Source organism: Achromobacter sp. JD417, assembly GCF_041879325.1.
In the GTDB taxonomy this organism is placed as follows: domain Bacteria; phylum Pseudomonadota; class Gammaproteobacteria; order Burkholderiales; family Burkholderiaceae_B; genus Achromobacter; species Achromobacter mucicolens.
Genome location: NZ_CP087159.1, coordinates 4,820,068 through 4,842,624, shown reverse-complemented (window position 1 = coordinate 4,842,624; position 22,557 = coordinate 4,820,068). Strand labels below are relative to the sequence as shown.

Sequence of the window (22,557 nt, the reverse complement as noted above, 5' to 3'; positions counted from 1 at the left end):
TGCTTGCTCGCACGTCGCCGTCCCGCAGCCCACCGCTCGCCGCTCGCAGCGGGTGTGCCTAGCCCTGCAGCTGGCGGTAGACCTCTTGCGACACGCGCTGCAGTTCGTCGCGGCTGACGGCGCCCGAGAGCGCGTAGCCGAACTCGCCTTCGACCCAATAGAACACCCGCACGGGGCCTTCCTGCGTGAACTGGAAGGCGTTCTGTCCTCCGGCGGCTTCGCGGGTGACGTACAGCGTCAGGCGCTGCCCATCGGCCGCGCCATACATGAACTGCGCCACCGGACCGGCGCCGCCCGGCAGCAGCCGTCCGCCGATGAGTTCATAACCCGTTTTCGACAGCGACGGCGCACGCATCGGCGCGCCCATGCGCTTGGTCAGCCACGTCACCAGCGCCTTCTCGTTTTCGCCGCTGACTTCGACGGGCCGGCCCATGTCGGGCGCATACACCGCGTGGGCGATGGCGGCGCGCTGGGCATAGCCGCCAGCCGCCCGCTCCGGGCTGGCTGTGGCCAGCACCGTCTGCAGATGGCGCGCATCCACGGCGCCGCGCAGCATCCAGGCCGCGCTGGCGCTGACCACGGCAACGGCCACGCTGGCCGCCAACGCGCGCCAGGGCCAGGTCCGCGCCGGCGCGCGCAGGGGCAAGCGCAAGGGAAGGGGTTCGTCCAGCACGGGGTCCAGCAGGGCGTGCAGCGCGCGGCGCTGCGCCTGCCATTCGTCCACCCGGATCTGGTCCTGCGGGTGCGCGGCCAGGAATGCGGCCACTTCCGCGCGGCGCGTGGCGGACAACTGGCCGTCGGCATAGCCATGCAGGTCGGCTTCCGTGATGGGCGTGCCCGCGGCGGGAACCGGATGGAGGCGTTTGTCGGTCATGGCATTTCACGCGGGGAGGGAACGGGCCGCAACCGTCTGGCGGGTTCGCGGCCCTGCATCAGCGCGCCGAGCTTTTCGCGGGCGCGCGAGAGCCGCGACATGACGGTGCCGATCGGCACCGACAGGATGCGTGCGGTCTCCTGGTAGGACAGGTCTTCGACGGCGATCAGCAAGAGGACCTCGCGCTGCTCTGCCGGCAGGGCCAGCAGGCAGCGGTCCAGGTCCCGCACTTCGAGCTGGTCGGTCTGGGTGGCGCGCACCGGCGCATCGGGCAGGTCGCCCGGCGCCGTCTGGTCGCTGCGCCGGCCCGCAGCGCGCACGCCGTCGATGAAATGGTTGTGCATGATGCCGAACATCCAGGCGCGAAGCTCGCCGCGCTTCTGCCAGCGGGAATAGCGGCTCCATGCGCGCTCCAGCGTGTCCTGCACCAGATCGTCGGCGCGATCCGGGTCGCCCGTCAGCCCGCGCGCATAGCGGCGCAGGCTGGGGATGCAGGCCAGGATCTGGGCTTCGTCTTCGGCGCGCATGGGCTGATCGGGCAAGCGTGGCGGATCAGGGTTTGACGACGTGCCAGATTTCCTTGAAGTTGTCGCCAGTCTTGTCGCCCGGCTTGGTGTCCTTGGCGAACAGATACAGCGGTTTGCCCTTGAAGGCCCATTGCTTGCTGCCGTCATCGCGGGTGATGACGGTCAGGTCGCCCATCGGCTTGGCGTCGGCGGCGGCCATGGCGGGCGGCCAGGCCTTCGCGCATGCGTCGACGCAGACGCTCTTGCCCGCGGAGTCCTTGTCGAAGGTGTACAGCGTCATGCCGGCGCTATTGACCAGGATGCCGTCCTGGGTCTTGACGGCCTGGGCGTGGGCGCCGGCCGAGAACAGGGCGGCGCAGGCGAGAGCCAGGGCCGCGGCGGTGTGTTTGCGCATGGTGTGCCTCGTAGGTGGGGAGGATTTGGGGGGACTGCCCTCTACGGACGCCGGCCGGCGCCGCTTTATTCCGCGGTCCGGAAAAAATGTGCCGCAAAGGGCTCAACCACCCGGCTGGACGGCGCCGGGGTCATACCGCATTTCATGTTCCAGCTCGGTCTCCATGACAGGGGTAAAGCCCAACGCCTCGTACAGCCGCCGGGCGGGATTGCCTTTCAGGACGCTCAGCGTGACGGGCGCCCCTTCCTGATCCGCGCGGTCCAGCACGCCGGCCACCAGCCGGCGGCCCAGCCCCTGGCCCTGAAAATCCGGATCGATCTGGATCTGCACGATGCGCCAGCCGGCGGCATCGCGGTAGTGCTTGAGCAGCCCCGCGGGCCGCCCGCCCAGCCAGACGATCTGGGCGTCATCGAAGTGGTACTGGATGCGCGCCAGGTGCCCGGCATCGTCCAGCGACACGCCTGCACGCTCCAGATGCTCCGTCATCGTGCGCTTGCGCAGGGCCAGCAGGAACGGCACGTCTTCTTCGGTGGCGGGCTGGAGCGCCAGATCGGGAGGCAGGTTCATGGTGCGATGCGCAAGGACCGTGGAAACGCGCGCGCCGCCGAATGGCGGGGCGGGGTGTCTGAGGTTATAGATCGGAAGTGGGGGGGACGCTAGCCGTTGCGCGGCGGCGCGTCAGGCGCCGGGGTTATTTGGTCCAGGAATGTTCCGACGCGAGGGAAGGGGTGTGAAATGAGTAGTACGCTTCACAAACGTGCCCATTAGCGATAAATTGATACCTATACTTCACATTTCCGGTGACTTATGACTGCTGACATGAAGGACCCGCTGATTGGCGCGCTGGTCAAGGCCCGGCGTGACCGCAAGTACACCCAGGCGCATCTCGCGGAGCTTGCAGGTATCAGCCGACGGGCATTGGTGGCCATCGAAGGCGGTGGCGATTGCAATGTCTCCACGTTGCGGCGGCTTATGCGCGTCCTGGACCTGGAGTTGAAGCTCGTCCCGGCAGAATACGCGCCGCCCACGCTGGAAGACGTGTTCGCCGAAAATGAAATGGCGTATCGCCGCTCGCGCGAAGGGCGTGAATCATGACGTTGGATATCTACGTACAGGAGACGAAGGTGGGGGTGCTGGACCAAACCGGCATCACTTCCTTCGTGTTTACCTATTTGCCCGATACGCCCAGAGAGTTGGCCGTCTCGTTACTGATGCCCCCACGCACGGAAAGCTGGACAAGCCCATTTCTGTTTCCTGTGTTTCAGGTCTCATTGCCCGAAGGGGCATTGCGGCAAACGCTCGAACGGTTCTTCGCCAAGAACTTTTCAAGTTTTGGCGACATGGAGTTGTTGTCGATTGTTGGCGAGAACCTGATAGGTCAGGTCAAAGCCTTGCCTGCAGGCGCCAAGCCTTCGCGAAGAAGCGTCCACGAGTCGCTTCAAAATCTGTTGTCGTCGGATTTGAAAGGCATCGTGCGCCATTACTTGGGCGAGGATAGTCACGGCCCGGGTGTATCCGGAGGATTCCTGAAGTTCCTCGCCCGCAGTCCCGTCGGCGGGGATGGCGTCAAGCGCACCATCGCCGTCGACCAGTGGATCGTCAAATTGAATGATCCCGATCGGGGAGATATCGTTTTGATGGAACATTTTGGGATGATGGCGGCGCGAGAGATGGGACTTAACGTGCCCGAAACGCATCTTGCGTCGGACTTCAGCCGCCTCTTGGTCAGACGGTTCGATGTTGATGCCGCGGGAAAAGCCCTTGGCTTTGAGGATATGTGCGCACTGACCGCCCAGCCGGCCCGGGATAAGTTCAGTGGCTCTGCAGAGCGTATCGTGCGGACCATCCGCGCGTTTTGTCCCGGACTTGCGGGACAACTTGCTTGCGATCAGTTCTATGCGCAGTACCTGCTGGCCGCGTCCATCAGAAATGGCGATGCGCACCTGAAGAATTTTGGACTGTTGTACGAGCCCGGCGCGATACCCACGTTGGCCCCCGTTTATGACATGTTGACGATGTCGGTGTACGCGCCTCGCGATAACCACGGCGACGCCAACGACGGCATGGCGCTTACGCTGGGAGGAACGAAGCGCTGGCCGACCGCCGACGCCTTGAAGCGGTTAGGCTTGGTCTGCGACGTTTCGTCCGCAAGACAGAATCACTGGCGAAAGCATCTTGGCGCGGCGCTGCTTAAGACCGCTGATTGCGCGGAGTCGTTCGTGTCCGTCAATCAAGATCAGGAGGCGGTGCGCAATATTGGCCGGATGCTCGAGCTCTGGTCGTATGGCATGAAACCGGTGGATGAGGCGGTTGCGAAGAAGCTGATGCAATGCGCTCACTCTCTTGCTCCTAAGCTTCAGACTTGACCGGCGCAGACGACAACATCCCCAACGGCTCCGGCCCGAAGTGCCGCAGGTTCGGAAACACCGTCCGCAGATCGTCCCGGCTGGCGCCGAACCAGGCGCCCAAATCCGCGCCCAGCTGATCTACCGCTGTCGTAGGCAGCAGGCGGCCGTTGTCGACGAATCCTGGGCCGTTCAGTGCGATTTCCGGGTGGGCGCCGTAGCAGCGCCCGCCGTTGACCGCGCCGCCCATCACGAAGTGGTGCCCGCCCCAGCCGTGGTCCGAGCCGTTGCCGTTGGATCCCAGCGTGCGGCCGAATTCGGAGGCCGTGAAGGTGGTGACCTGATCGGCCACGCCCATGTCCGACAGGGCGTTCTGGAATGCCGCCAGCGCCTGGCCCAGTTCCTTCAGCAAGGCCGGGTGCGTATCGGACAGGCCCGTGTGGTTGTCATAGCCGTTCTGCGAGACGAAGAACACCTGCCGCCGCGCGCCCAGCGTGTCGCGGGCCGCGATGATGCGCGCCACGATGCGCAACTGCTGCGCGAGCGGCGACGAAAAGTCGCCGGGCACGGCGACGTCGGCCAAGGCGGCGCGCAGGCGCGTGTCGGCTGAGATGGACTGGGCGGCAATGCGCGACATCTCGCGTTCCATCAGGTGTTCGCGCGGCTCGGTGATCAGTTCGCGCAGCAGGGCGGTGCAGGCGCTGGAGCCATACATGTCGCGATGCAGCAGGTCGATCTGCGTGGAACCATTGATGCCCACGCGATAGCCCGCCACCTTGCGGCCGGCCAGCAGCACCGTGCTGCCGCCCGCCGTGATGCCGGTGAAGGTGCGGTGTGCGTTCGCGCCCGCGAAAAGATCGGTCAGCCGGCCCGCCCAGCCCGAGGACGCGCCCTCGGGCGCCAGCGCCTGCCAGACCGACTGCTGGTCGTTGTGCGAGAACAGCTTGGGCGGCAGCGGCACGCGCGCGCCGATGTATTCGGCCTTGGTGGTGGGCACGATCAGCGGACCGACGTTCAGCAGCGCGGCCATCTCGCCGCGTTCGTACAGCGGGGCCAGCGGCGCCAGTGCGGGGGCCAGGGCGAACTGCATGCCGCCCTGGGTGTCCGCCTTGCCGCGCAACACGGTGGCGCGCAGCGCGTCGCGCGGCAGCGCGATGTCGCCGCGCGCGGCGGCGTAGGCGCGATACGACGACGGATCGTAGGGGACCAGCGTGTTGTACGGATCGTTGCCGCCGTACAGGAAGACGCAGACCAGCGCCTTGTACGCGGGCAGGGCGGATTGCGCCGCGGCGGCGCCGATCGCGGCCAGGTTCAGCGCCAGCGGAGCGGCGCCGCGGGTTGCGCCCAGCGCCATGGCGCGCAGGAGAAAGTTGCGGCGGTCGAGGCCTTGGTGGTCTGTCATTTCTGCACCAGGTATTCCGGGGTGGCGGCCACCAGCATGATGGCGGCGCGGACCCGGTCGCGCGGGCGGTCCGGCGGCAACGTGGCCACGGCCTTGGCAATGGTGGCCGCCGTGCGCGCGCTGAAGGCGTCGCCCGCCAGCAGCAGCACCACGCGCGCCACCAGCGCCTCGGGGTCCTTGGCCAGCGCGATCTCGGGTGTGTAGGCGGTCTGCAGGTCCTCCCAACCGCGGTCCACGTAAATGGCCAGGAAATTCAAATAGCCCGCGATGCTGGTTTCGTCGGTGATCTGCAGCTCCGGCGCAACCAGGTGGCGGCGCGCAAGCTCGGTGACAGGCGGCACGTAGCGGGGCCGGAAGAAGTTGAACACCGACGGCGACCGCATCGGGCTCTGCGCCAGCCGGATCGTGTTGTCGGTGGTGTCGGGCATGGCCCATTCGCCGTTGGTCGAATCCGCCCCGAAGGCGCGGGCCCAACCCGAAAAGCGCAGGATCGGTTCGCGCACCTTGCCCCAATAGGGCGAGCTCAGGTCCGGCTGGCGCGCCTCCGGGTCCAGCAGGATCGCGCGCACCACGGCCTTCAGGTTGCCGCGCCGGCCTTTCCCGTCGTCATTGAACACGGCCGACACGCGGCCCACGTACGCCGGACTGGGATTGCTGGTCACCATGCGCTGGATGAGCTGCATGCCGATGAAGGGCCCCACGTTGGGATGGGCGCTGATGACCTCCATGGCGCGCTTGAGCGACAGGTGGCCATCCGTGCCGGGCGGGATGACCGCGCCCAGGAAGCGCTTCTCCGACATCGAGTGCAGCGCGTTGTTCAGCGCCATGGGACGTCGGTGAAACTCCACGTCCGTTTCCGGGCCGTTGATGTCCCAGCCGGTAAAGACCTTGGCCAGCCCCTGCACGTCGGCATTGGTGTAGGTTTCCACGGGCACGCCGTTGACGAGTTTGACCGTGCCGTCCTGCTCCAGCACCAGCAGGCCGATGCTGAACAGCTGCATCACCTCGCGCGCGTAATTTTCGTCGGGATGGCGGCCTGTCCTGGGGTCTTCCTTGCGGTTGCCGCGATAGGTCAGCATGCAGCCCATCGACAGGTTCTGCGTCACCGCGGTCAGCAGGTCCTGGTAATTGCCCAGGGCGTGCCGGGCCAGCAGATCCATGAAACCGGCCGCGCCGAAGAGCGGCCACGACGCCGTGATGGCGGACACGCCGACGACGAAGATCTCCGACAGCGAAAACGCGACCCGCGTGCGCACCTGATCGGGCGCGCTGATGAACTTGCGCCACAGCGTGGATTCCAGCGGCGCATTGATGCCGTTGCCCTTGAAGGCCTCGGTGTTGCGGTTCTTCTGGAGCAGCCAGTCGAAATGCGTCTGCGATGGCGGCATGTCGAGCTGGGCGTCCAGCCAGGCGGCATAGCCGACCCGCACGACGGCGTCGATGTCGGCCGGCGTGGGGCCGAAGGTGGCCTGCGCCAGAAAGCGCGAAGCCTGGCCGGGAGTCGGGGGGGCGGACTGCGGCGCAGCCGCTGACGATGTAGCGGACATGCGCCAAACACCTCGTCGAATGTGAAAACCTACGGTACTAAAAGCCCGCCGGGGCCTTCAATACCGTCATTCGGACGAGGGACTACGCCAAACGCATGAGGCCGGCGATCCCGCGTGCGTCACACGGAACGCGTGATGCCGCCGTCGATGCGGATGTTCTGGCCGGTGATGTAGGACGATGCGCTCGACGCCAGGAACGCGATCAGGTCCGCCACTTCTTGCGCCGTACCGTAGCGGCCCATCGGGATGCGCACGCGGCGGTCTTCCTTTTCGGGCAGGCTGTCGATGAAGCCCGGGAGCACGTTGTTCATGCGCACGTTGTGCTGCGCGTACTCGTCCGTGAACACCTTGGTGAAGGCGGCCAGCCCGGCGCGGAACACGCCCGACGTCGGAAACAGCGCTTCCGGCTCGAACGTGGCATAGGTGGAGATATTGACGATGGCGCCGGATTGCTGCTGCTTCATCACCGGCGCCACCAGGCGCGTGATGCGCACCACGTTCAGCAGGTAGAACTCCATGCCCAGGTGCCAGTCGTCGTCGCTCAGTTCCAGCAGCGGACCCTTGGGGCCGTGGCCGGCGCTATTGACCACCGCGTCGACGCGGCCCCACTTCTGCAGGGTGGCGTCCACCAGGCGCGACAGGTCTTCCGGCGAGCGGTTCGACCCGGTGACGCCCAGGCCGCCCAGTTCCTGCGCCAGCGCCGCGCCCTTGCCGGACGACGACAGGATGGCCACGCGGTATCCGTCCGCCGCCAGCTTACGCGCCGCCGCCGCACCCATGCCGCTGCCGGCCGCCGTGAGGATCGCCACTTTTTCCGTGCTCATGCTCGCTCCAGTCTGGAATTCGGGAGCGGCCATTGTAGGGGCGGGCGTGCGCTGCGCCCAGCGCCTGCGGGAGGGCGCGTCTACGGTTTGGCGGCCACGCGCCAGACGACATTGCCGACATCGTCCGCCACCAGCAGGCCGCCCTGCTTGTCGATCGCTACGCCCACCGGCCGGCCTTGCGCCTGGCCGGACTCGTCCAGAAAGCCGGTGAGCACGTCCTTGGCCGGCCCGCCGGGCTGGTTCCGGTCGAAGGGCACGAAAATCACCTTGTAGCCGCTGCGCGGATCGCGGTTCCACGAGCCGTGCTGGCCCACGAACATGCCGTGGGCATAGGGCTCGGGCAACGTGTTCCCGCCCGACCACGCCAGGCCGAGCGATGCGGTGTGCGGGCCCAGCGCGTAATCGGGCACGATGGCCTGCGCGACGAGATCGGGCCGCGGCGGCTGCACGCGCGTATCGACGTGCTGCCCGAAGTAGCTGTACGGCCAGCCATAGAAGCCGCCGTCGCGCACCGAGGTCATGTAGTCCGGCACGAGGTCGCTGCCCAGCTCGTCGCGCTCGTTGACGGCCGTCCACAGCGTCTTGCCGTCCGGCGCCCAGGCCATGCCGACCGGATTGCGCAGCCCCGTGGCGTACAGCCGCTTTTGCCCGCTGGCCACGTCCAGCTCCCAGATGGCGGCGCGGCCTTCCTCGATGTCCATGCCGTTCTCGCCCACGTTGCTGTTGGACCCCACGGACACATACAGCCGGGATCCGTCCGGGCTGGCGATGAGGTTCTTGGTCCAGTGGTGGTTCAGGCCGGCGGGCAGGTCGGTGACCTTGACGCCCGGCGCCGTGATGCGCGTCTGGCCCGGTTCGAAGGGAAAGCGCACGACGGCGTCGGCATTCGCCACGTACAACTGGTTGCCAACGAGCGCCATGCCGAACGGCGAATTCAATCCTTCCAGCAGCGTCGTGCGCGTTTCCGCCACGCCGTCGTGATCGGCGTCGCGCAGCAGCGTGATGCGGTTTGCGCTGTCGGTCTTGGCGCCCGCGCGTTTCATCACCAGGCCGGCGGCCCATTGCTTGATGCCGCCCGGCGCGTCTTCGGGCTTGGGCGGCGCGTTGGTCTCGGCGACCAGCACGTCGCCATTGGGCAGCACGTACAGCCAGCGCGGATGATCCAGCCCGGTGGCGAACGCCGTCACGGTCAGGCCGTCCGCGGGCTGCGGCTGCGCGCCCGGCTTCCAGCCCACGGCCTTGGCCGTGTTCACCGTGGGAATGAGCGTGGTGTTGGGGGGCGGCAGCTGAGGCGCGGGCCCCATGCCGGCTTCGACGGGCAGCTTGGCGACCTCGCCGCAGGCGCTGAGCAACGTCAGCGCCAGGGCGGCCGCCAGCGCGAAACGCAGGTTGACCATGATGGGGACTCCAGGGCTTGCAAGTCGCCCCATCATACCCAGGCGCGCTTACTTCACCAGCGTGACCGGCACCTGCGCCAGCTGCACCACCTGATTGGCCACCGAGCCGATCAGGATGTTGGTCAGCTTGCCGTTGCCGCGCGTGCCCATGACGATCCGGGCGCAGCGGTGGTCCTGCGCATAGCCGGCGATTTCGGCGGGCGCGTTGCCAAAGATCACGTGGCTGACGTAGTCCACGCCGGCCGTGTCCAGCAGCTTGCGCGCGGCTTCGGTGGCTTCGCGGCCTTCGCGGGCGTAAAAATCGTCGATCATGTCCTGCGTGATCAGGCGCGACAACCCGGCGCGCCCGCGCGGCGGCGTCTGGATGTTGATGAGGTGGATGCGCGCGGATGTTGCGCCCTGCGCCAGGCGGCGGGCATAGTCGACGGCGCGGTCCGCGTTGTCGGAGCCGTCGACGGGAACGAGAATGTTCAGCATGGCGGCTCCTTACTTGACCAGCGTGACGGGCAGTTCGGTCAGGGACAGCACGCCCGTGGCGACCGACCCCATGAAAAGCGCCGACACCGAACCCAGGCCGCGCGTCCCCATGAAGATCTCGTGGGCGCCGGTTTCATCGGCCACGCGCGTAATGGTCTCGGCAGCCGCGCCGGCCTCGATGTGTACGTCGAACGGCACGCCGGCCTGCGTCAGCAGCGCGCTGGCGGTCTGCAACGCGGCCTCGCCTTCCTCGCGGTGATAGGCATCGATCTCTTCCTGCGACAGGCCGCTGCCGAACGCGCCGGGCTTCAAGGGCATCTGGACCGTCAGCAGGTCCACGCGTTCGACCGGGTCGTAGCGGCGCGCATCGAGCAGCGCCTTGACCGCGTTCAGGGAAGTTTCCGAACCATCGACGGGGATCAGGATGCGTTTCATGGCGTCTCCTTGCGGGCCGTGGGGGCGTGCGTTCCACTGTATCTCACATTCGCCCCGCCGGCGCCTCCCTGCGCTGCGGCAGATCAAGCGGGGCGCAGTCCCCGCCACGCGTCGGGCACAGTGCCGGCCGGCATGGGCGTACCCAGCAGGCGGCTTACCAGCTGCGCCAGCGCGTCGGCGTCCCCCGTGGTCTGCAACTGCAGGGCGCCCGAACCTTGGGTCGCCAGCAAGCCGCGTTCATGCAGCTGGTGGCGCAGCCAGCGCGCCACCGGGGCACCCGTCTCCAACAGCGGCACGCCGGGGCCGGCGGCATCCTGGATCACGTCGCGCAGGAAGGGAAAGTGCGTGCAGCCCAACACCAGCACGTCCGCCCCGGCCTCGCGCAGTTCGGCGACCGGCTCGCGCACGGCCTCGGCGGCTTCGGGGCCCGAGAGCACGCCTTGCTCGACCAGCCGCACCCATTGCGGACAGGGCCGCAGCACGATGCGCACCTCGGGCGCCTCGCGTTGCACCAGCGCGGCGAACTTGGGGCTGGCCAGCGTCCCGGTCGTGGCGAAGACGCCCACCACGCCCGTGTGCGTCAGGTGCGCGGCGGGCTTGATGGCCGGTTCGACGCCGATGATGATGAGATCCGGATGGCGCTTGCGCAGCAGCGCGATGGCCGCGGCCGTGGCGGTGTTGCAGGCCACCACCATGGCGCGGGCGCGCTGCGACACGAAGTAGTCGGCGATGGCGCAGGCGCGTTGCTCGACGAAGGCCTGGGTCTTTTCCCCGTAGGGCACATGGGCGGAGTCCGCGACGTAGCGCAGCGGCTCGTGGGGCAGCAGGTCGCGGATGGCCCGGACGACGCTCAGCCCGCCGACGCCGGAGTCGTATACGCCGATGGGAGATTCGGAAAGCATGGAAAGCCGTGGGTCAATGCAGGATGCGGTGGCGGCAAGTGTAGCGCCGGGGCAGGGGTGGCCAAAGGGGCGGACCAAAGGCGGCCCCGCGTCAGGGGCTTTCGCCCGCCCCGGGTTCGTCGCGCTGGCGCCGCGCTTCGTCGATCAGCTTGCGGGCGGCGCCGGACAGGGGCGCGTCGCGCCAGATCAGGTTCAGCGGCGCGCGCAGCGTCGCCGGATGGGTGACGCTGACATACACCACGCCCTCGATGTTCACGCGTCGCAGCGACGCGGGCACCAGCGACACGCCCAGTCCCGCGGCGACAAAACTCAGGGTGGACAGCATGCGTGGCGCTTCCTGCGTGACGCGGGGGCTGAAGCCTTCGGCGCGGCATGCGCTGATGATGGCGTCGTACAGCCCCGGGCCGCTGTGACGCCGGTACAGGATCAGCGATTCGTCCGCCAGCTCTGACAGCGAGATGCGCTTGCGCGCGCGGCCCCTGACGGCCGGGTGGTCGGCCGGAAAGGCCGCCAGCATGGCTTCCTCGAGCACGGTTTCCATCTGCACGCCCGGGTCCGCGCCATGCGCGCCGCGGATGAACGCGACATCGATGCGCCCCTCGGCGACCGCCTCGCGCAGCTCGCCCGTGCTGCTTTCTTCAAGCACCAGATGCACGTGCGGCGCGCTTTCGCGGAAACGCCGGATGACCGACGGCACGAACGGATGAAACGCCGCCGAGCCCGTGAACCCCACCGTCAAGCGGCCCGCCTCGCCCTGCGACACGCGCCGCACGCCGTCCACGGCCTGGTCCACCAGAGCGATGATGTTGCGCGCGTCTTCGAGCAGCGCGCGCCCGCTTTCGGTGAGCTCCATGCCGCGCGGCAGCCGGTGAAAGAGCGTCACGCCCAGCTCCGCCTCCAGCACGCGGATCTGCTGGCTGAGCGGCGGCTGGCGGATGCCCAGCCGGGCCGCGGCCTTGGTCAGATGGGATTCCTCGGCGACGGCCAGGAAGTACCGCAACAGCCGCAAATCAACGCTTGCCATATTTTGTAGATATGAGTTTTTGACGAGTCATATATTAGACATTATCTGAAGCGAGGAGTAGCCTGCAATCTCGTGATCCACCCCTGGCGCGTTTCCCGCGCCAGCTCCCTTAGCCGGTTCCGCGCCGGCCACAATAATGACGAACGCAGCACTCTCCACCGACGAGGCCGGCTTACGGCCTCCCCCCACTTGCGGCCAGCTGTTCCACGGTTTCCTGATGCTGGGCCTGACCGCCTTCGGCGGCGCCTTGCCCCTGGCGCGGCGCATGGTCGTCGAAAAGCACCGCTGGCTGACCGGCGCCGAATTCACCGAACTGCTGGGCCTGTGCCAATTCCTGCCGGGCGGCAACATCATCAACCTGTCCGTCGCCCTGGGCATGAAATTCCGCGGCCCGCGCGGCGCATTCGCCGCGCTGATGGGCCTGATCCTCGCGCCGTCCATCATCGTCGTCATGCTGGGCATGGTCTATGACCGGTTCCAGAACGATCCCGACATCCAGCATCTGTTTGCCGGCCTGGCGGCGGCCGCGGCCGGGCTGCTGATCTCCATGGCGGTCAAGATCGGCGTGCCGGTCGTCAAGCGCCGCGATTGGCTTGCGGGTGTGGTCGCCACCGCCTGTTTCATCGCCATCGCCGTCCTGCGCATCCCGCTTCTGCCCACGATGCTGGTGCTGACGCCGCTCAGCATCCTGATGGTCTGGAGGCAACGCCGATGATCCATACGCTGGTCGCCCTCGTCCTCATTTTTTCCGAACTGTCTGTGCTGGCCTTCGGCGGAGGCAACACCATCCTGCCCGAGATGCAGCGCCAGGTCGTCGAGGTCCACGGCTGGATGACGGCCGCCGACTTCTCCGCGCTCTTCGCGCTGGGCCAGGCCGCGCCGGGGCCCAACCTGATGGTCGTCACGCTGGTGGGCTGGCACGTCGCCGGCCTGCCGGGCCTGCTGGCCACGACCATCGCCAAGTTCGGCCCGTCGTCCCTCATTACCGTCCTCGCGCTGGGCCTGTGGGAAAAATTCAAGGACCGCCCGTGGCGCGGCGTCATCCAGGCGGGCATCTTCCCCATGACCGTGGGGCTGGTCGCGGCCAGCGCCTCGCTCATCACCGAGGCCTCGGTGCACACCTGGCTGCTGGGCGCGATCACCGCCGTCGTGGCCATCCTGGGCAGCGGCACGCGCATTCATCCGCTGTGGCTGCTGTTCGGCGGGGCACTGGCCGGTTTGCTGGGTATCGGTTAGCGTAGGGACCTATCGCGGGACCGCCACGGGCAACACGCCCCGGCCCCGCGGCGCAGACAGGAGCCCGCCATGCAGCCGCTCAAAGATGACAGCGCCGGAAACGCCTCGAATGCCGACCGGCTGCCGTTCTTCCATGCCCATCGCCGGCTGATGCTGTGCGCCGGCCTGCTGCTCGCGGTCGCGGGCGGGCTGTACGCAGCCGGCCTGCCGCCCAGCCTGGCCATCCTGCTGGGCTTTGACGCCGGGGCGCTGATCTTCCTGATCCTGACCGTCCGTGTGTTCGGACGCACCAGCGCCGCCGCCATGCGCCGGCACGCCCGCCAGCACGACGTTGGGCGCGGCGGCGTCCTCTGGAGCAGCGTCGCGCTGTCCTGCATGGTGCTGGTCGCGTTGTGGGTGGAAATGCGCGCGCAGAACAATGTGGGCGCGGTGGTCGACATGCTGGCCGCGGCGGTGACCATCGTGCTGTCGTGGCTCTACATGAACATGATCTTCGCGCTGCACTATGCCCACGGGTACTACGGCCATGAGAACGCCATGCACAAGGGCCTGGATTTTCCGGGCACGGACGAGCCCGACTACTGGGACTTCGCGTATTTCTCGCTGGTGCTGGGCATGACCTTCCAGGTGTCGGACGTGCAGATCGTCAACCGCCGGCTTCGCCGCATGGCGATGACGCACGGCGTCATCGCGTTCTTCTTCAACGTGTTCATCATCGCGATCAGCGTGAACGTGGCGGCGGGGCGGGCGTAGGATCGAGGGGTGCTGCGTCCTGCCCCGGAGTCTGGCGGCGCTTATCCCACACAAACGCCGCGGCCTGCGCCATCGCGGCCACCAGTCCAATTGCCCAAATTGCACCGGCGCCAAGGATGGCGGCGCCCAGCGCGCTGCCCACCGAAAAGCCGAAATACATCGTCGACGTATTCAACGCCAGTGCAACCGGCGCCTGTCCCGGGGCCCCCGCGCCGATAAGGCGTGCCATCTGCGCGGGAAAGAATGACCAGACTGTGAAGCCCCACAGGAACACGGCGATCAACACGGGGGCTCGCGCGGCGGACGCAGGCAGCGCCGTTGCCAGCGACAATCCCAGGAACGCCAGTCCCAGCATGGTCAGCGACACCTGTACCACGCGATTTGCGCCCAGCCTGTCGGTCAGCGCACCGCCCGTTGTCACGCCGAGCGCGGCCGCCACGCCCCAGAGCGATATCGTCGCGCTGATGGCGGCGTCTCGAAATCCCAGCACGCTTGCCAAGTACGGTGCGAGGAACGGGTATGCCGTGAACGCGCCAATCGCCCAGAAAAGGCTGACCGACAGCAATCGCAGTATCGACGGTTGGCGCACGACTGCAAGACGCTGCCGAAACGTTGCGACCGCAATACCTGTTCCTGCATCGGCGGCGATGCCCACCCCGATGCCGGCGATGGCCACCAGGCTCATCACCGCGACGATGGAGAATGTGGCGCGCCAGCCCAGAAAGTGACCGGCCACCGCGCCCAGCGGCAGGCCTAGCGCAATGGCCAACGTCATGCCGGCGCTGACGATGGCCAGCGCCTTGCCCCGCCTTTCAGGCGCCACGATTACGCCGGCCAGCGCATTTGCGCCGGGCACGTACAAGCCAGCTGCCACCGCCATGACGACCCGCGCCGTCATCAGCGTCCAGAAGGTGGGCGACCAGGCAGCAAGCACGTTGCCCAAAGCGAACAATCCCATGGCTAGCTGCAGGGCCGCGCGGCGATTCCAACGTGCGGTCAGGACGGTCATGATGGGCGAGCTGACCGCCAGCGTCAGCGTGAACACCACGATGAGCGACGCCATCTGCGGGACCGTCATACGGAAATCCGCCGCCATCGTCGGCAAAAGCGGTGCAATCATGAAACCTTCCGTGCCGATGGCGAAGGTGCCGAGCGCCAGAAAGCCGGCCGGCAGCAGTTCTGCGCTGCGGCTCGCTGCCGCGGCTGTGCCCGCCGGCCCGGAGCTTGCGATATCCAATTTTGTTGTCATGGGATCTTTCCAGAGGGGGCGGCGCCCACGGGGGCGCCGCGTGCCGGCCGCGTCAGACCGGAATCGGTTCGTCCACCAGGCTTTGGTTGAACGCATGCACGAAGGCGTGCTCATTCGACCCAGGGTTGTCGCGCAGCGGGCGAATGGCCTGGACCAGCACCTCGGGCGCGTCGGACCCCAGCCCTTGCATCGTCTCGGCGATGAACGCATCCAGCGGCATGGCGCGCGGATCGCCGCTTTTCTTGATGAGGTCCGTATCGACCCACGGCGGGGCAATTTCCTGCACCGTGACGTTGGTGTCGCGCAGCATGAACCGTTGCGACAGCGCGTACGAATGCAGCGCGGCCTTGGAGGCGGAATACACCGCGTTCGAGGCGATCGGCACGTAGGCGAGGATCGACGTGTTGTGAATGATCGTCGCGCGCGGCTGGCCCTTCAGATGCTCGATGAGCGCGGACGTGAGGCGGATCGGACCCAGCAGGTTGGTTTCCAGGATCCGCTGCGACACGGCGTCGTCGATCGTGGACGAGGGGTCGTCGAACGGCATGATGCCGGCGTTATTGATCAGCACGTTCAGCGACGGATATGTTGCGATCAGCGTCTTGGCGACGCGCTCGATGTCCTGGGCGTCGGAGATATCCAGCGCGATGCCGTCAATGCCCGGATGCGCTGCGGCGATGTCGTCCAGCAGCGCCTGCCGGCGGCCGGCGACAATGACCTTGTTGCCCAGGTCGTGAAGGGCGACGGCCAGCGCGCGGCCGATGCCGGAGGTGCCGCCGGTGATGAAGATGGTGTTCTGGGTCAGTTGCATGCGGGTGCCTCGGTGGGGGGAGCGTCTGCATTGGAATCAGATCGCGGTTCAGCCACTATGCGGCAGATCGGTTTTGGCTCAAATGTCAATAAAGCGTCGATTTAAGACATAAGGCTCTGCGAGGCTTGGTCCAGCCTGGCGGCCGGACTGAAAAGCTTCCCGTGCAATGGGGCGGTTGTCGCCGTAGAAACGATTCGCTCATTGACGTCTGCCGATGGCTTTAATAGCCTATATCCGTCAATTACTGTCACGGATACTCTCATGCGCCAGATCGGCCTCATTCTCGAAGACGGTTTCCAGGTGATGGGCCTGGCCGCGCTGGCGGCCTTCGAGTTCGCCAACATCGCGCTGGAGCGCGACGGATACCGCGTGACCATCCTGTCGGAAGGCGGCGGCATCATCCGCTCGACCATGAACGCGGGCATCGAGACGGTGGCCCTGGGCGTCATGCCCGACACTCTGATCGTGGCGGGCGAGTTGATGCCCCGGCCAATCACGCCCGGCCTGGCGCGCTACGTGGCGCGCGCCGCCACCGAAGCGCGGCGGGTCGCGGGCGTGTGCACGGGCGCCTTTGTCTTGGCCGAGTCGGGTCTCTTGAATGGCCGTACGGCCACCACCCATTGGGCGCATGCGCGCACTCTTCAGGACCGTTTTCCCGAGGTGCGCGTCGACCCCGACCGCATTTTCGTGCGTGACGGCAACATCTGGACGTCCGCCGGCATGTCGGCCGCCATCGATCTCGCCCTGGCGCTGATCGAAGACGACCACGGCGCGGCGCTAGCCCGCGATGTGGCACGGCGGCTGGTCGTCTATCACCGGCGCCCGGGCGGCCAATCCCAGTTTTCCGCCTTGCTGGAACTGGAACCGCGCTCCGACCGGGTGCAACGGGCGCTGGTCTATGCCAAGGAACACCTGCGTAATCCCTTGACGGTGGACGAGTTGGCCGAGGCGGCGCGCCTGTCGCCGCGGCAGTTCAGCCGTGTGTTCCGCGAGGAGACGGGGCATTCCCCCGCCAAGGTGGTGGAGCTGTTGCGGCTGGAGGCGGCTCGCGCCATGCTTGAAGCCGGACGGCATTCGCTGGACATCGTGGCGCGGGACACCGGCTTTGCCGACCGCAACCGCATGCGGCGGGCGTTCCTGCGCGCCTATGGCCAGCCGCCCAGCGGGGTGCGGCGCGCGGGGCGAATGACCGCGCCGGATGACCCGCCGCCGCCGTGAAACTGTCATTGAGTTGAACGCGCGGGCGCCGTAGCGCAATGTCGCTGACTCCCGGATCGTTGTGATCTAACATGCGCCATTCCCGCTAGCCGCACATGCGGTATCCACATTCACACGGTTGCCTTGCACTCTCCATCACCCGCGACGCGTCCTCTCGATTGGCTGAATTTTTTCGTGGCCGATGTGCGGGATGGACTTGGGCCTTACCTGGCAATCTACCTGCTCGCCGTCCACCATTGGCGGCCCGACAGCATCGGGCTTGTCATGACGATCTCCGGGCTGGCCGCGCTGGCGGCGCAGACGCCGGCGGGCGCGCTGGTGGACCGCGCGTCGAACAAGCGCGCGCTGCTGATCGCCGCCGCCGTGCTGGTGACGGTGGCCAGCATGGCCGTCCTGGCCAGCCCGAACTTCGCCTGGGTCACGCTGACGCAAGCGGTCGCCGGCGTCGCGTCGTCGGTGTTCGCGCCCGCCATTGCCGGCATCACGCTCGGGCTGACCACGGCCCGCGCCTTCACGGCGCGCATCGCGCGCAACGAATCGTTCAATCACGCCGGCAACGGCTTCGCGGCGCTGCTGGCGGGCGGGCTGGCGTATGTATGGGGACCGGTCGCGGTGTTCTACCTGATGGCGGCGATGGCGCTGGCCAGCCTGGCGGCCACCATGCTCATCCCCGCGCATATCGATCCTGACAAGGCACGCGGCCTGGGCGCGAGCCCCAATGCGACGGCGCATGCGCACCCCGTGCCGCTGCGCCATTTGCTCTCGAACCGGCCGCTCCTGCTGCTGGCCTTGAGTTGCGCGCTGTTTCACCTGGCCAACGCCGCCATGTTGCCGCTGGTCGGGCAAAAGCTCGCCCTGGCAAACCCGGCGCTCGCCACGCCGCTGACCGCCGTCTGCATCGTCGCGGCGCAGTTCGTGATGATTCCCGCCGCGATGGCCGTCGGGCGGTACGCAGACCAATGGGGACGCAAGCCTCTGCTGCTGATCGGGTTCCTCATCCTGCCGCTGCGTGGCGTGCTGTACACGTTTTCCGACGACACCGCGTGGCTGGTGGGCGTGCAGTTGCTCGACGGCATTGGCGCAGGCATCTTCGGCGCCGTCCTGCCCTTGATGGTGCTGGACCTGACCCAGGGCACGGGCCGCTTCAACGCCAGCCTGGGCGCCGTCACCACGGTATTCGGCATTGGCGCCGCGCTGAGCAACGGGCTCGCCGGCGTGATCGTCCAGCACGCGGGTTACAGTGCAGCGTTTCTTGCGCTGGCCGGCATTGCCGCGCTGGCCTGCGTGACCCTGCTGGTCTTGCCGGAGACGCGCGGGTCCGCCGCATCGGCCCCCGCGCCGGCTTCCTCTTCCCTTCCTTGATTCGTTCCTGAAAGCATGTCGCTATCCAATGCCGTGATCTGGCTGATTGCCGCCGCGACCACCATGGCCATTCTCTTTCGTCCCTGGCGGCTGCCCGAGTACGTGTGGGCGACGGCCGGCGCGGTCGCCCTGGTGGTGCTGGGTTTGCTGCCTGCGCGGCAGGCCGGCGGCGCCATTCTGGAAGGCACCGACGTCTATCTGTTCCTGATCGGCATGATGCTGGTGGCGGAGGTCGCCCGGCAGGCAGGCCTGTTCGACTGGGTGGCCGTGCTGGCGGCCGACCACGCCGCCGGGTCGGCGCGGCGGCTGTTCGACCTGGTGTTCCTGGTGGGCACCGGGGTCACCGTGCTGCTGTCCAACGACGCCACGGCCGTCGTGCTGACGCCTGCCGTCTATGCGGTGACGCGTGTCGTCGGCGCGCCGCCGTTGCCGTATCTGTATGTCTGCGCATTTATCGCCAATGCAGCCAGCTTCGTGCTGCCGATCTCGAATCCGGCCAACCTGGTCGTGTTCGGCGACCGCATGCCTGCGTTGGGCCCGTGGCTGGCGCACTTTGCCCTGCCGTCCGCCCTGGCCATCGGCGCCACCTACGTGACGTTGCGGCTGGTGTTTCGCCATGACCTGCGCCAGCCCCTGAAGCCGTCGCCGCCGCTGCCGCCCATGACCTTGCCGCTACGCATGGCTGCGCTGGGCGTGGCCATCACCGCGGGCACGCTGCTCATCACCTCGGCGCTTGGCCAGCGGCTGGGCTTGCCCACGCTGATCGCCGGTTGCGTGTCGGCGGCGCTGGTGCTGGCGGTCACGCGATCCAGCCCGATTCGCCTCATCAAGGGCGTGGCGTGGGGCGTGCTGCCGTTGGTGGCGGGGCTTTTCGTGCTGGTCGAGGGCATGGCCGCCAGCGGCGTCCTGCAAGACCTGGCGAACCTGATGCGCAGCCTGTCCGCCGACGCGGCGCTATGGGCGGGCGGCGTGGGGGCCGCGCTGTCGGGCAACGTCATCAACAATCTGCCGGCCGGGCTGATGGCGGGCACGCTGGCGCGCATGGCCGACCTGCCCAGCGCCACCACGGCGGCGCTGCTGATCGGGATCGACCTGGGCCCCAACCTGTCCGTCAGCGGATCGCTTGCGACCCTGCTGTGGCTGCTGGCCGTGCGCCGCGAGGGCATGCACATCAGCGCGCTCAGTTTCCTGCGGCTGGGCATCGTGGTCATGCCGCCGGCGCTGATCCTGGCGCTGGGCGCGCTGCACGTGTTCAGCTGACCCCGCGCAGGCGCGCGCCCATTTCAGAATGTCCCGCGCACCGTCAGGGTGGCGTTGCGCGGATCGCCGTAGAAGCTGCCCCAGCCCGGCGCGCCGATGGTCTGGTAGTAGGTCTTGTCGAAGATGTTGTTCACGTTCAACGCGGCCGACCAGTTCTTGTTGATCTGATACCCGACGCGCGCATTCCACACCGCGTAAGCCCCTTGCGAGACGCGCACCGACCGCGTTTCCGTGTAGCTGCCCGTCTGGTAGTTCACGCCCGCGCCCAGCGACCACGCCGACAGTTCGCCCGGCAGGCGGTAGTCGGACCACAGGCGCAGGATGTGCTTGGGCGTGACCGTGCGGGCGAAGTTGGTGTTGGTGACCTGCGTGTCGTCCAGGAACTTCAGCGTATTGAAGGTGTAGCCCGCGAACAGCTGCCAGCCCGGCGCCACTTCGCCGCTGATCTCGGCGTCCAGGCCCTGGCTGCGCACCTTGCCGCTCGACAGGTAGCAGATGTCGCCCGTCGCGCACACGCTGGTCAGATCCTCTTGCGCGCGGTTCTTCTGGTCGACGCGAAAGAGCGCGATGGATGTGTTCACGCGGCCGTCCATCAGCTCGCCCTTGAGACCGATCTCGTAGTTCTTGCCCACGATGGGATCGAGCACCTTGCCGGATGCGTCCACCGCGTTCTGGGGCTCGAAGATCTGCGCGTAGCTGACGTAGCCGGACCATTGGGGATTGAACGCGTAGATCAGGCCGCCGTAGGGGGTGACGACGCCGTTGTCCTTGTACGGATCGACGTATTGCTCGCCGCTGTCGCGATAGCGGCTGGTGTTTTCGTACCAGCTAACCCGCGCGCCCGCCACCAGCGTCAGCGGGTCGGCCAGGCTGAAGCGGCCGACGCCGTAGACGCCCGTCTGCTTCATCTTCACGATCGTGGCCGCGCTGCGGTAGGCGTTTTCGCGCATCCAGTCATCGGTAGGCTCCGGCACATGATGATCCGGGTTCCACACGTTCACGGCGCGATTCAGGCGATTCAACGCAAAATCGTTCTTGCTGGTGAGCTCGTTGATGCTGGCGCCGACGCTCACCGAATGCTTGCGGCCCAGCGCGTCGAAGGCGCCGTCCACGTCCAGATTCAGCGCCTTGTTGCGCGTGGACATGTCGAACAGGCCCGCATACAGCATGGGACCCAGGCCCGTCTCCGGGTTCACGGCGCCTTCCGTGAACGCGTACTTCGAGTCGTTGGATTCCTGCGAGGACGTGCCCGTCAGCTTGAACGACCAGTCCTTGTCGAAGCGGTGCGCCAGTTCGGCAAAGACGGTGGTCTGCTTGCCGTTCCAGCGGTTCCAGTCCTGGCCCAGCGAGGTCGACCGCTTCAGGCCGATGTCGTCGCCATTGCTGTAGTGGGGCAGGCCGTGGAAGAAGGGGGTGGAACGCAGTTCCTCGTAGCTGACGCCGCCGGTAAGGGTGGTGTCCGGGCTGAAGTCATAGCTGAGGACGCCGTACAGCACGCCGGTGCGGCTTTGCGCTTCGTCGTAGAAGTAGTCGCGGTCGTTGTAGCTGGCCACGCCGCGGGCGCGCAGGGTGCCGGCTTCGTTCAGCGGCGCGCTGGCGTCGATGTCGGCGCGGTAGTTGTTCCACGAGCCGCCGCTGGCCAGCATCTGCACCTGGGGCTCGGCGAGCGGGCGCTTGCGCACCAGGTTGACGGCCGCGCTGGGCGAGCCGGCGCCTTGCAACAGGCCCGTGGCGCCGCGGATGATTTCCACGCGGTCCAGCGTCACGGTCTCGGTGGTGAAGCTGTTGGCCTGGGGGTAGTAGAACGCGCGGTTCACGCCGTCGAACTGATAGCTGTCCACGCGAAAACCGCGCGAATACACGTAGCTGCCGCCCATCGGGCTCTTGTAGAGCGTCATGCCGGTGCTGTTGGCCAGCACGTCGTCCAGCGTGTTGGCGTTCTGGTCGTCCATGCGCTGGCGCGTGACCACGCTGACCGACTGCGGAATTTCCTTGAGCGTCTGGCGGCCCTTGCCGATGGTCACCACGCGGCTCGTGTAGCTGCCCGTGCCCTCGGTGACCGGATCGTCGGTCATGCCGGTCACGGTCACCGGCGCCAGCGTGGACACCCCCGGCGCGTCCTGCGGCATGCGCCGCAATTGATAGCCCTCGCCGTTGGCGTTGGCCACTGCCTGCAGGCCCGTGCCCGCAAGCAGCCGGGCAAGTCCTTGCTCGGGCGTGTACTGGCCCGTCAATCCCTGCGTCCGCACGCCGCGCGTCAGCGCAGGCGCGGCCGCCACCGTGACCTTGGCGGCGACGCCAAACTGACCCAGCGCCACGTCCAGCGTGGCGGGTGCGATGGCGAAGGCAATCTCGCCGGCGGGCGCGGCCTGCGCCCACGACGCGGCAGGGGCGGCCAGCGAGGCGGCCGCCGTCAGGGCAAGGTGGGCGGCAAGGCGCAAACGCATGCGCGGTGACGATGACAAGGCAAGGGGAGAGCGGGACTGGCGTCGTGCCATGACTGGAGTTTCCTGATTCGTC

The 22,557-nt window shown here is 67.4% G+C and carries 23 protein-coding genes; 8 read left to right on the top strand and 15 right to left on the bottom strand.

From position 1 onward, the window contains the following. Positions 1–58: 58 nt before the first annotated feature. From LN047_RS22420 to LN047_RS22405, 4 genes are all read right to left on the bottom strand, one after another. Positions 59–874, bottom strand: coding sequence for an anti-sigma factor (locus LN047_RS22420; RefSeq protein ID WP_373980216.1), 816 nt, complete (start codon positions 872–874; stop codon positions 59–61). Then, positions 871–1,401, bottom strand: a complete 531-nt coding sequence (locus tag LN047_RS22415) for an RNA polymerase sigma factor (protein ID WP_062838788.1) — start codon at positions 1,399–1,401, stop codon at positions 871–873. The genes LN047_RS22420 and LN047_RS22415 overlap by 4 nt, the downstream gene beginning before the upstream one ends. Before the next feature lie 25 nt (positions 1,402–1,426). Next, positions 1,427–1,795: a hypothetical protein gene (locus LN047_RS22410; protein WP_056326478.1), complete on the bottom strand. Its 369-nt coding sequence runs from the start codon at positions 1,793–1,795 to the stop codon at positions 1,427–1,429. 102 nt (positions 1,796–1,897) lie between these two features. Then, on the bottom strand, positions 1,898–2,362 hold the full coding sequence (locus tag LN047_RS22405) for an N-acetyltransferase family protein (RefSeq protein WP_373980215.1): 465 nt from the start codon (positions 2,360–2,362) through the stop codon (positions 1,898–1,900). A gap of 252 nt (positions 2,363–2,614) precedes the next feature. Between LN047_RS22405 and LN047_RS22400 the strand changes: the two genes are divergently transcribed. Both LN047_RS22400 and LN047_RS22395 read left to right on the top strand, forming a co-directional pair. Continuing rightward, positions 2,615–2,890 carry a helix-turn-helix domain-containing protein gene (locus LN047_RS22400; protein ID WP_280019441.1) on the top strand — a complete coding sequence of 92 codons (276 nt, stop codon included), beginning with the start codon at positions 2,615–2,617 and terminating at the stop codon, positions 2,888–2,890. Continuing rightward, the gene (locus tag LN047_RS22395) at positions 2,887–4,161 is read left to right on the top strand and encodes a type II toxin-antitoxin system HipA family toxin (RefSeq protein WP_373980214.1); all 1,275 of its coding nucleotides are present in this window, start codon (positions 2,887–2,889) and stop codon (positions 4,159–4,161) included. The genes LN047_RS22400 and LN047_RS22395 overlap by 4 nt, the downstream gene beginning before the upstream one ends. On the opposite strand, the gene LN047_RS22390 is transcribed toward LN047_RS22395, so the two are convergent. From LN047_RS22390 to LN047_RS22355, 8 genes are all read right to left on the bottom strand, one after another. Continuing rightward, positions 4,145–5,542, bottom strand: coding sequence for a DUF1501 domain-containing protein (locus LN047_RS22390; protein ID WP_373980213.1), 1,398 nt, complete (start codon positions 5,540–5,542; stop codon positions 4,145–4,147). The genes LN047_RS22395 and LN047_RS22390 overlap by 17 nt on opposite strands. Next, on the bottom strand, positions 5,539–7,089 hold the full coding sequence (locus LN047_RS22385; protein ID WP_373980212.1) for a DUF1800 family protein: 1,551 nt from the start codon (positions 7,087–7,089) through the stop codon (positions 5,539–5,541). The genes LN047_RS22390 and LN047_RS22385 overlap by 4 nt, the downstream gene beginning before the upstream one ends. Positions 7,090–7,208: 119 nt before the next feature. Further along, positions 7,209–7,913 carry an SDR family oxidoreductase gene (locus tag LN047_RS22380; protein WP_373980211.1) on the bottom strand — a complete coding sequence of 235 codons (705 nt, stop codon included), beginning with the start codon at positions 7,911–7,913 and terminating at the stop codon, positions 7,209–7,211. Positions 7,914–7,993: 80 nt separating this feature from the next. After that, on the bottom strand, positions 7,994–9,310 hold the full coding sequence (locus LN047_RS22375) for a sorbosone dehydrogenase family protein (RefSeq protein ID WP_373980210.1): 1,317 nt from the start codon (positions 9,308–9,310) through the stop codon (positions 7,994–7,996). A 48-nt stretch (positions 9,311–9,358) separates the two neighbouring features. Continuing rightward, positions 9,359–9,787, bottom strand: coding sequence for a universal stress protein (locus LN047_RS22370; RefSeq protein WP_142053724.1), 429 nt, complete (start codon positions 9,785–9,787; stop codon positions 9,359–9,361). A 9-nt stretch (positions 9,788–9,796) separates the two neighbouring features. After that, the gene (locus tag LN047_RS22365) at positions 9,797–10,222 is read right to left on the bottom strand and encodes a universal stress protein (RefSeq protein WP_373980209.1); all 426 of its coding nucleotides are present in this window, start codon (positions 10,220–10,222) and stop codon (positions 9,797–9,799) included. Positions 10,223–10,305: 83 nt separating this feature from the next. Beyond that, the gene (gene murI / locus LN047_RS22360; protein ID WP_373980208.1) at positions 10,306–11,124 is read right to left on the bottom strand and encodes a glutamate racemase; all 819 of its coding nucleotides are present in this window, start codon (positions 11,122–11,124) and stop codon (positions 10,306–10,308) included. Between the two features lie 91 nt (positions 11,125–11,215). Then, complete coding sequence (locus LN047_RS22355; protein ID WP_152382336.1) at positions 11,216–12,148, bottom strand: LysR family transcriptional regulator; 933 nt, start codon at positions 12,146–12,148, stop codon at positions 11,216–11,218. Positions 12,149–12,284: 136 nt separating this feature from the next. Between LN047_RS22355 and LN047_RS22350 the strand changes: the two genes are divergently transcribed. The 3 genes from LN047_RS22350 to LN047_RS22340 all read left to right on the top strand — a co-directional run bounded on the left by LN047_RS22350 (position 12,285) and on the right by LN047_RS22340 (position 14,137). After that, positions 12,285–12,863 carry a chromate transporter gene (locus tag LN047_RS22350; protein ID WP_062838726.1) on the top strand — a complete coding sequence of 193 codons (579 nt, stop codon included), beginning with the start codon at positions 12,285–12,287 and terminating at the stop codon, positions 12,861–12,863. Continuing rightward, on the top strand, positions 12,860–13,384 hold the full coding sequence (locus LN047_RS22345) for a chromate transporter (protein WP_062838727.1): 525 nt from the start codon (positions 12,860–12,862) through the stop codon (positions 13,382–13,384). Before LN047_RS22350 ends, LN047_RS22345 begins: the two co-directional genes overlap by 4 nt. A gap of 69 nt (positions 13,385–13,453) precedes the next feature. Beyond that, positions 13,454–14,137: a DUF1345 domain-containing protein gene (locus LN047_RS22340; RefSeq protein WP_373980207.1), complete on the top strand. Its 684-nt coding sequence runs from the start codon at positions 13,454–13,456 to the stop codon at positions 14,135–14,137. Here LN047_RS22340 and LN047_RS22335 read toward each other — a convergent pair. Together LN047_RS22335 and LN047_RS22330 are read right to left on the bottom strand one after the other, a co-directional pair. Beyond that, the gene (locus LN047_RS22335) at positions 14,106–15,386 is read right to left on the bottom strand and encodes an MFS transporter (RefSeq protein ID WP_142053730.1); all 1,281 of its coding nucleotides are present in this window, start codon (positions 15,384–15,386) and stop codon (positions 14,106–14,108) included. The two genes, LN047_RS22340 and LN047_RS22335, sit on opposite strands and share 32 nt — an antisense overlap. Positions 15,387–15,438: 52 nt before the next feature. After that, positions 15,439–16,197 carry an SDR family oxidoreductase gene (locus LN047_RS22330; RefSeq protein ID WP_226846781.1) on the bottom strand — a complete coding sequence of 253 codons (759 nt, stop codon included), beginning with the start codon at positions 16,195–16,197 and terminating at the stop codon, positions 15,439–15,441. 261 nt (positions 16,198–16,458) lie between these two features. Here LN047_RS22330 and LN047_RS22325 point away from each other — a divergent pair, with 261 nt between their 5' ends. From LN047_RS22325 to LN047_RS22315, 3 genes are all read left to right on the top strand, one after another. Then, complete coding sequence (locus LN047_RS22325) at positions 16,459–17,415, top strand: GlxA family transcriptional regulator (RefSeq protein WP_373980206.1); 957 nt, start codon at positions 16,459–16,461, stop codon at positions 17,413–17,415. 174 nt (positions 17,416–17,589) lie between these two features. Beyond that, positions 17,590–18,777: an MFS transporter gene (locus LN047_RS22320; protein WP_373980205.1), complete on the top strand. Its 1,188-nt coding sequence runs from the start codon at positions 17,590–17,592 to the stop codon at positions 18,775–18,777. Between the two features lie 15 nt (positions 18,778–18,792). Then, the gene (locus tag LN047_RS22315) at positions 18,793–20,037 is read left to right on the top strand and encodes an arsenic transporter (RefSeq protein WP_056326527.1); all 1,245 of its coding nucleotides are present in this window, start codon (positions 18,793–18,795) and stop codon (positions 20,035–20,037) included. A 23-nt stretch (positions 20,038–20,060) separates the two neighbouring features. Here the strand turns inward: LN047_RS22315 and LN047_RS22310 are convergent, their stop codons facing one another. Continuing rightward, positions 20,061–22,535, bottom strand: a complete 2,475-nt coding sequence (locus LN047_RS22310; protein WP_373980204.1) for a TonB-dependent siderophore receptor — start codon at positions 22,533–22,535, stop codon at positions 20,061–20,063. Positions 22,536–22,557 lie beyond the last annotated feature (22 nt).

Excerpts from the sequence above, each read along its gene's own strand:
- LN047_RS22415 (WP_062838788.1), bottom strand. The coding sequence starts at position 1,401 with ATGCGCGCCGAAGACGAAGCCCAGATCCTGGCCTGCATCCCCAGCCTG.
- LN047_RS22400 (WP_280019441.1), top strand. The coding sequence starts at position 2,615 with ATGAAGGACCCGCTGATTGGCGCGCTGGTCAAGGCCCGGCGTGACCGC.
- LN047_RS22315 (WP_056326527.1), top strand. The coding sequence starts at position 18,793 with ATGTCGCTATCCAATGCCGTGATCTGGCTGATTGCCGCCGCGACCACC.
- LN047_RS22350 (WP_062838726.1), top strand. The coding sequence starts at position 12,285 with ATGACGAACGCAGCACTCTCCACCGACGAGGCCGGCTTACGGCCTCCC.
- LN047_RS22370 (WP_142053724.1), bottom strand. The coding sequence starts at position 9,787 with ATGCTGAACATTCTCGTTCCCGTCGACGGCTCCGACAACGCGGACCGC.
- murI (WP_373980208.1), bottom strand. The coding sequence starts at position 11,124 with ATGCTTTCCGAATCTCCCATCGGCGTATACGACTCCGGCGTCGGCGGG.
- LN047_RS22365 (WP_373980209.1), bottom strand. The coding sequence starts at position 10,222 with ATGAAACGCATCCTGATCCCCGTCGATGGTTCGGAAACTTCCCTGAAC.
- LN047_RS22345 (WP_062838727.1), top strand. The coding sequence starts at position 12,860 with ATGATCCATACGCTGGTCGCCCTCGTCCTCATTTTTTCCGAACTGTCT.
- LN047_RS22335 (WP_142053730.1), bottom strand. The coding sequence starts at position 15,386 with ATGACAACAAAATTGGATATCGCAAGCTCCGGGCCGGCGGGCACAGCC.
- LN047_RS22380 (WP_373980211.1), bottom strand. The coding sequence starts at position 7,913 with ATGAGCACGGAAAAAGTGGCGATCCTCACGGCGGCCGGCAGCGGCATG.
- LN047_RS22395 (WP_373980214.1), top strand. The coding sequence starts at position 2,887 with ATGACGTTGGATATCTACGTACAGGAGACGAAGGTGGGGGTGCTGGAC.
- LN047_RS22330 (WP_226846781.1), bottom strand. The coding sequence starts at position 16,197 with ATGCAACTGACCCAGAACACCATCTTCATCACCGGCGGCACCTCCGGC.
- LN047_RS22410 (WP_056326478.1), bottom strand. The coding sequence starts at position 1,795 with ATGCGCAAACACACCGCCGCGGCCCTGGCTCTCGCCTGCGCCGCCCTG.
- LN047_RS22340 (WP_373980207.1), top strand. The coding sequence starts at position 13,454 with ATGCAGCCGCTCAAAGATGACAGCGCCGGAAACGCCTCGAATGCCGAC.
- LN047_RS22310 (WP_373980204.1), bottom strand. The coding sequence starts at position 22,535 with ATGGCACGACGCCAGTCCCGCTCTCCCCTTGCCTTGTCATCGTCACCG.
- LN047_RS22390 (WP_373980213.1), bottom strand. The coding sequence starts at position 5,542 with ATGACAGACCACCAAGGCCTCGACCGCCGCAACTTTCTCCTGCGCGCC.
- LN047_RS22385 (WP_373980212.1), bottom strand. The coding sequence starts at position 7,089 with ATGTCCGCTACATCGTCAGCGGCTGCGCCGCAGTCCGCCCCCCCGACT.
- LN047_RS22375 (WP_373980210.1), bottom strand. The coding sequence starts at position 9,310 with ATGGTCAACCTGCGTTTCGCGCTGGCGGCCGCCCTGGCGCTGACGTTG.
- LN047_RS22405 (WP_373980215.1), bottom strand. The coding sequence starts at position 2,362 with ATGAACCTGCCTCCCGATCTGGCGCTCCAGCCCGCCACCGAAGAAGAC.
- LN047_RS22325 (WP_373980206.1), top strand. The coding sequence starts at position 16,459 with ATGCGCCAGATCGGCCTCATTCTCGAAGACGGTTTCCAGGTGATGGGC.
- LN047_RS22355 (WP_152382336.1), bottom strand. The coding sequence starts at position 12,148 with ATGGCAAGCGTTGATTTGCGGCTGTTGCGGTACTTCCTGGCCGTCGCC.
- LN047_RS22420 (WP_373980216.1), bottom strand. The coding sequence starts at position 874 with ATGACCGACAAACGCCTCCATCCGGTTCCCGCCGCGGGCACGCCCATC.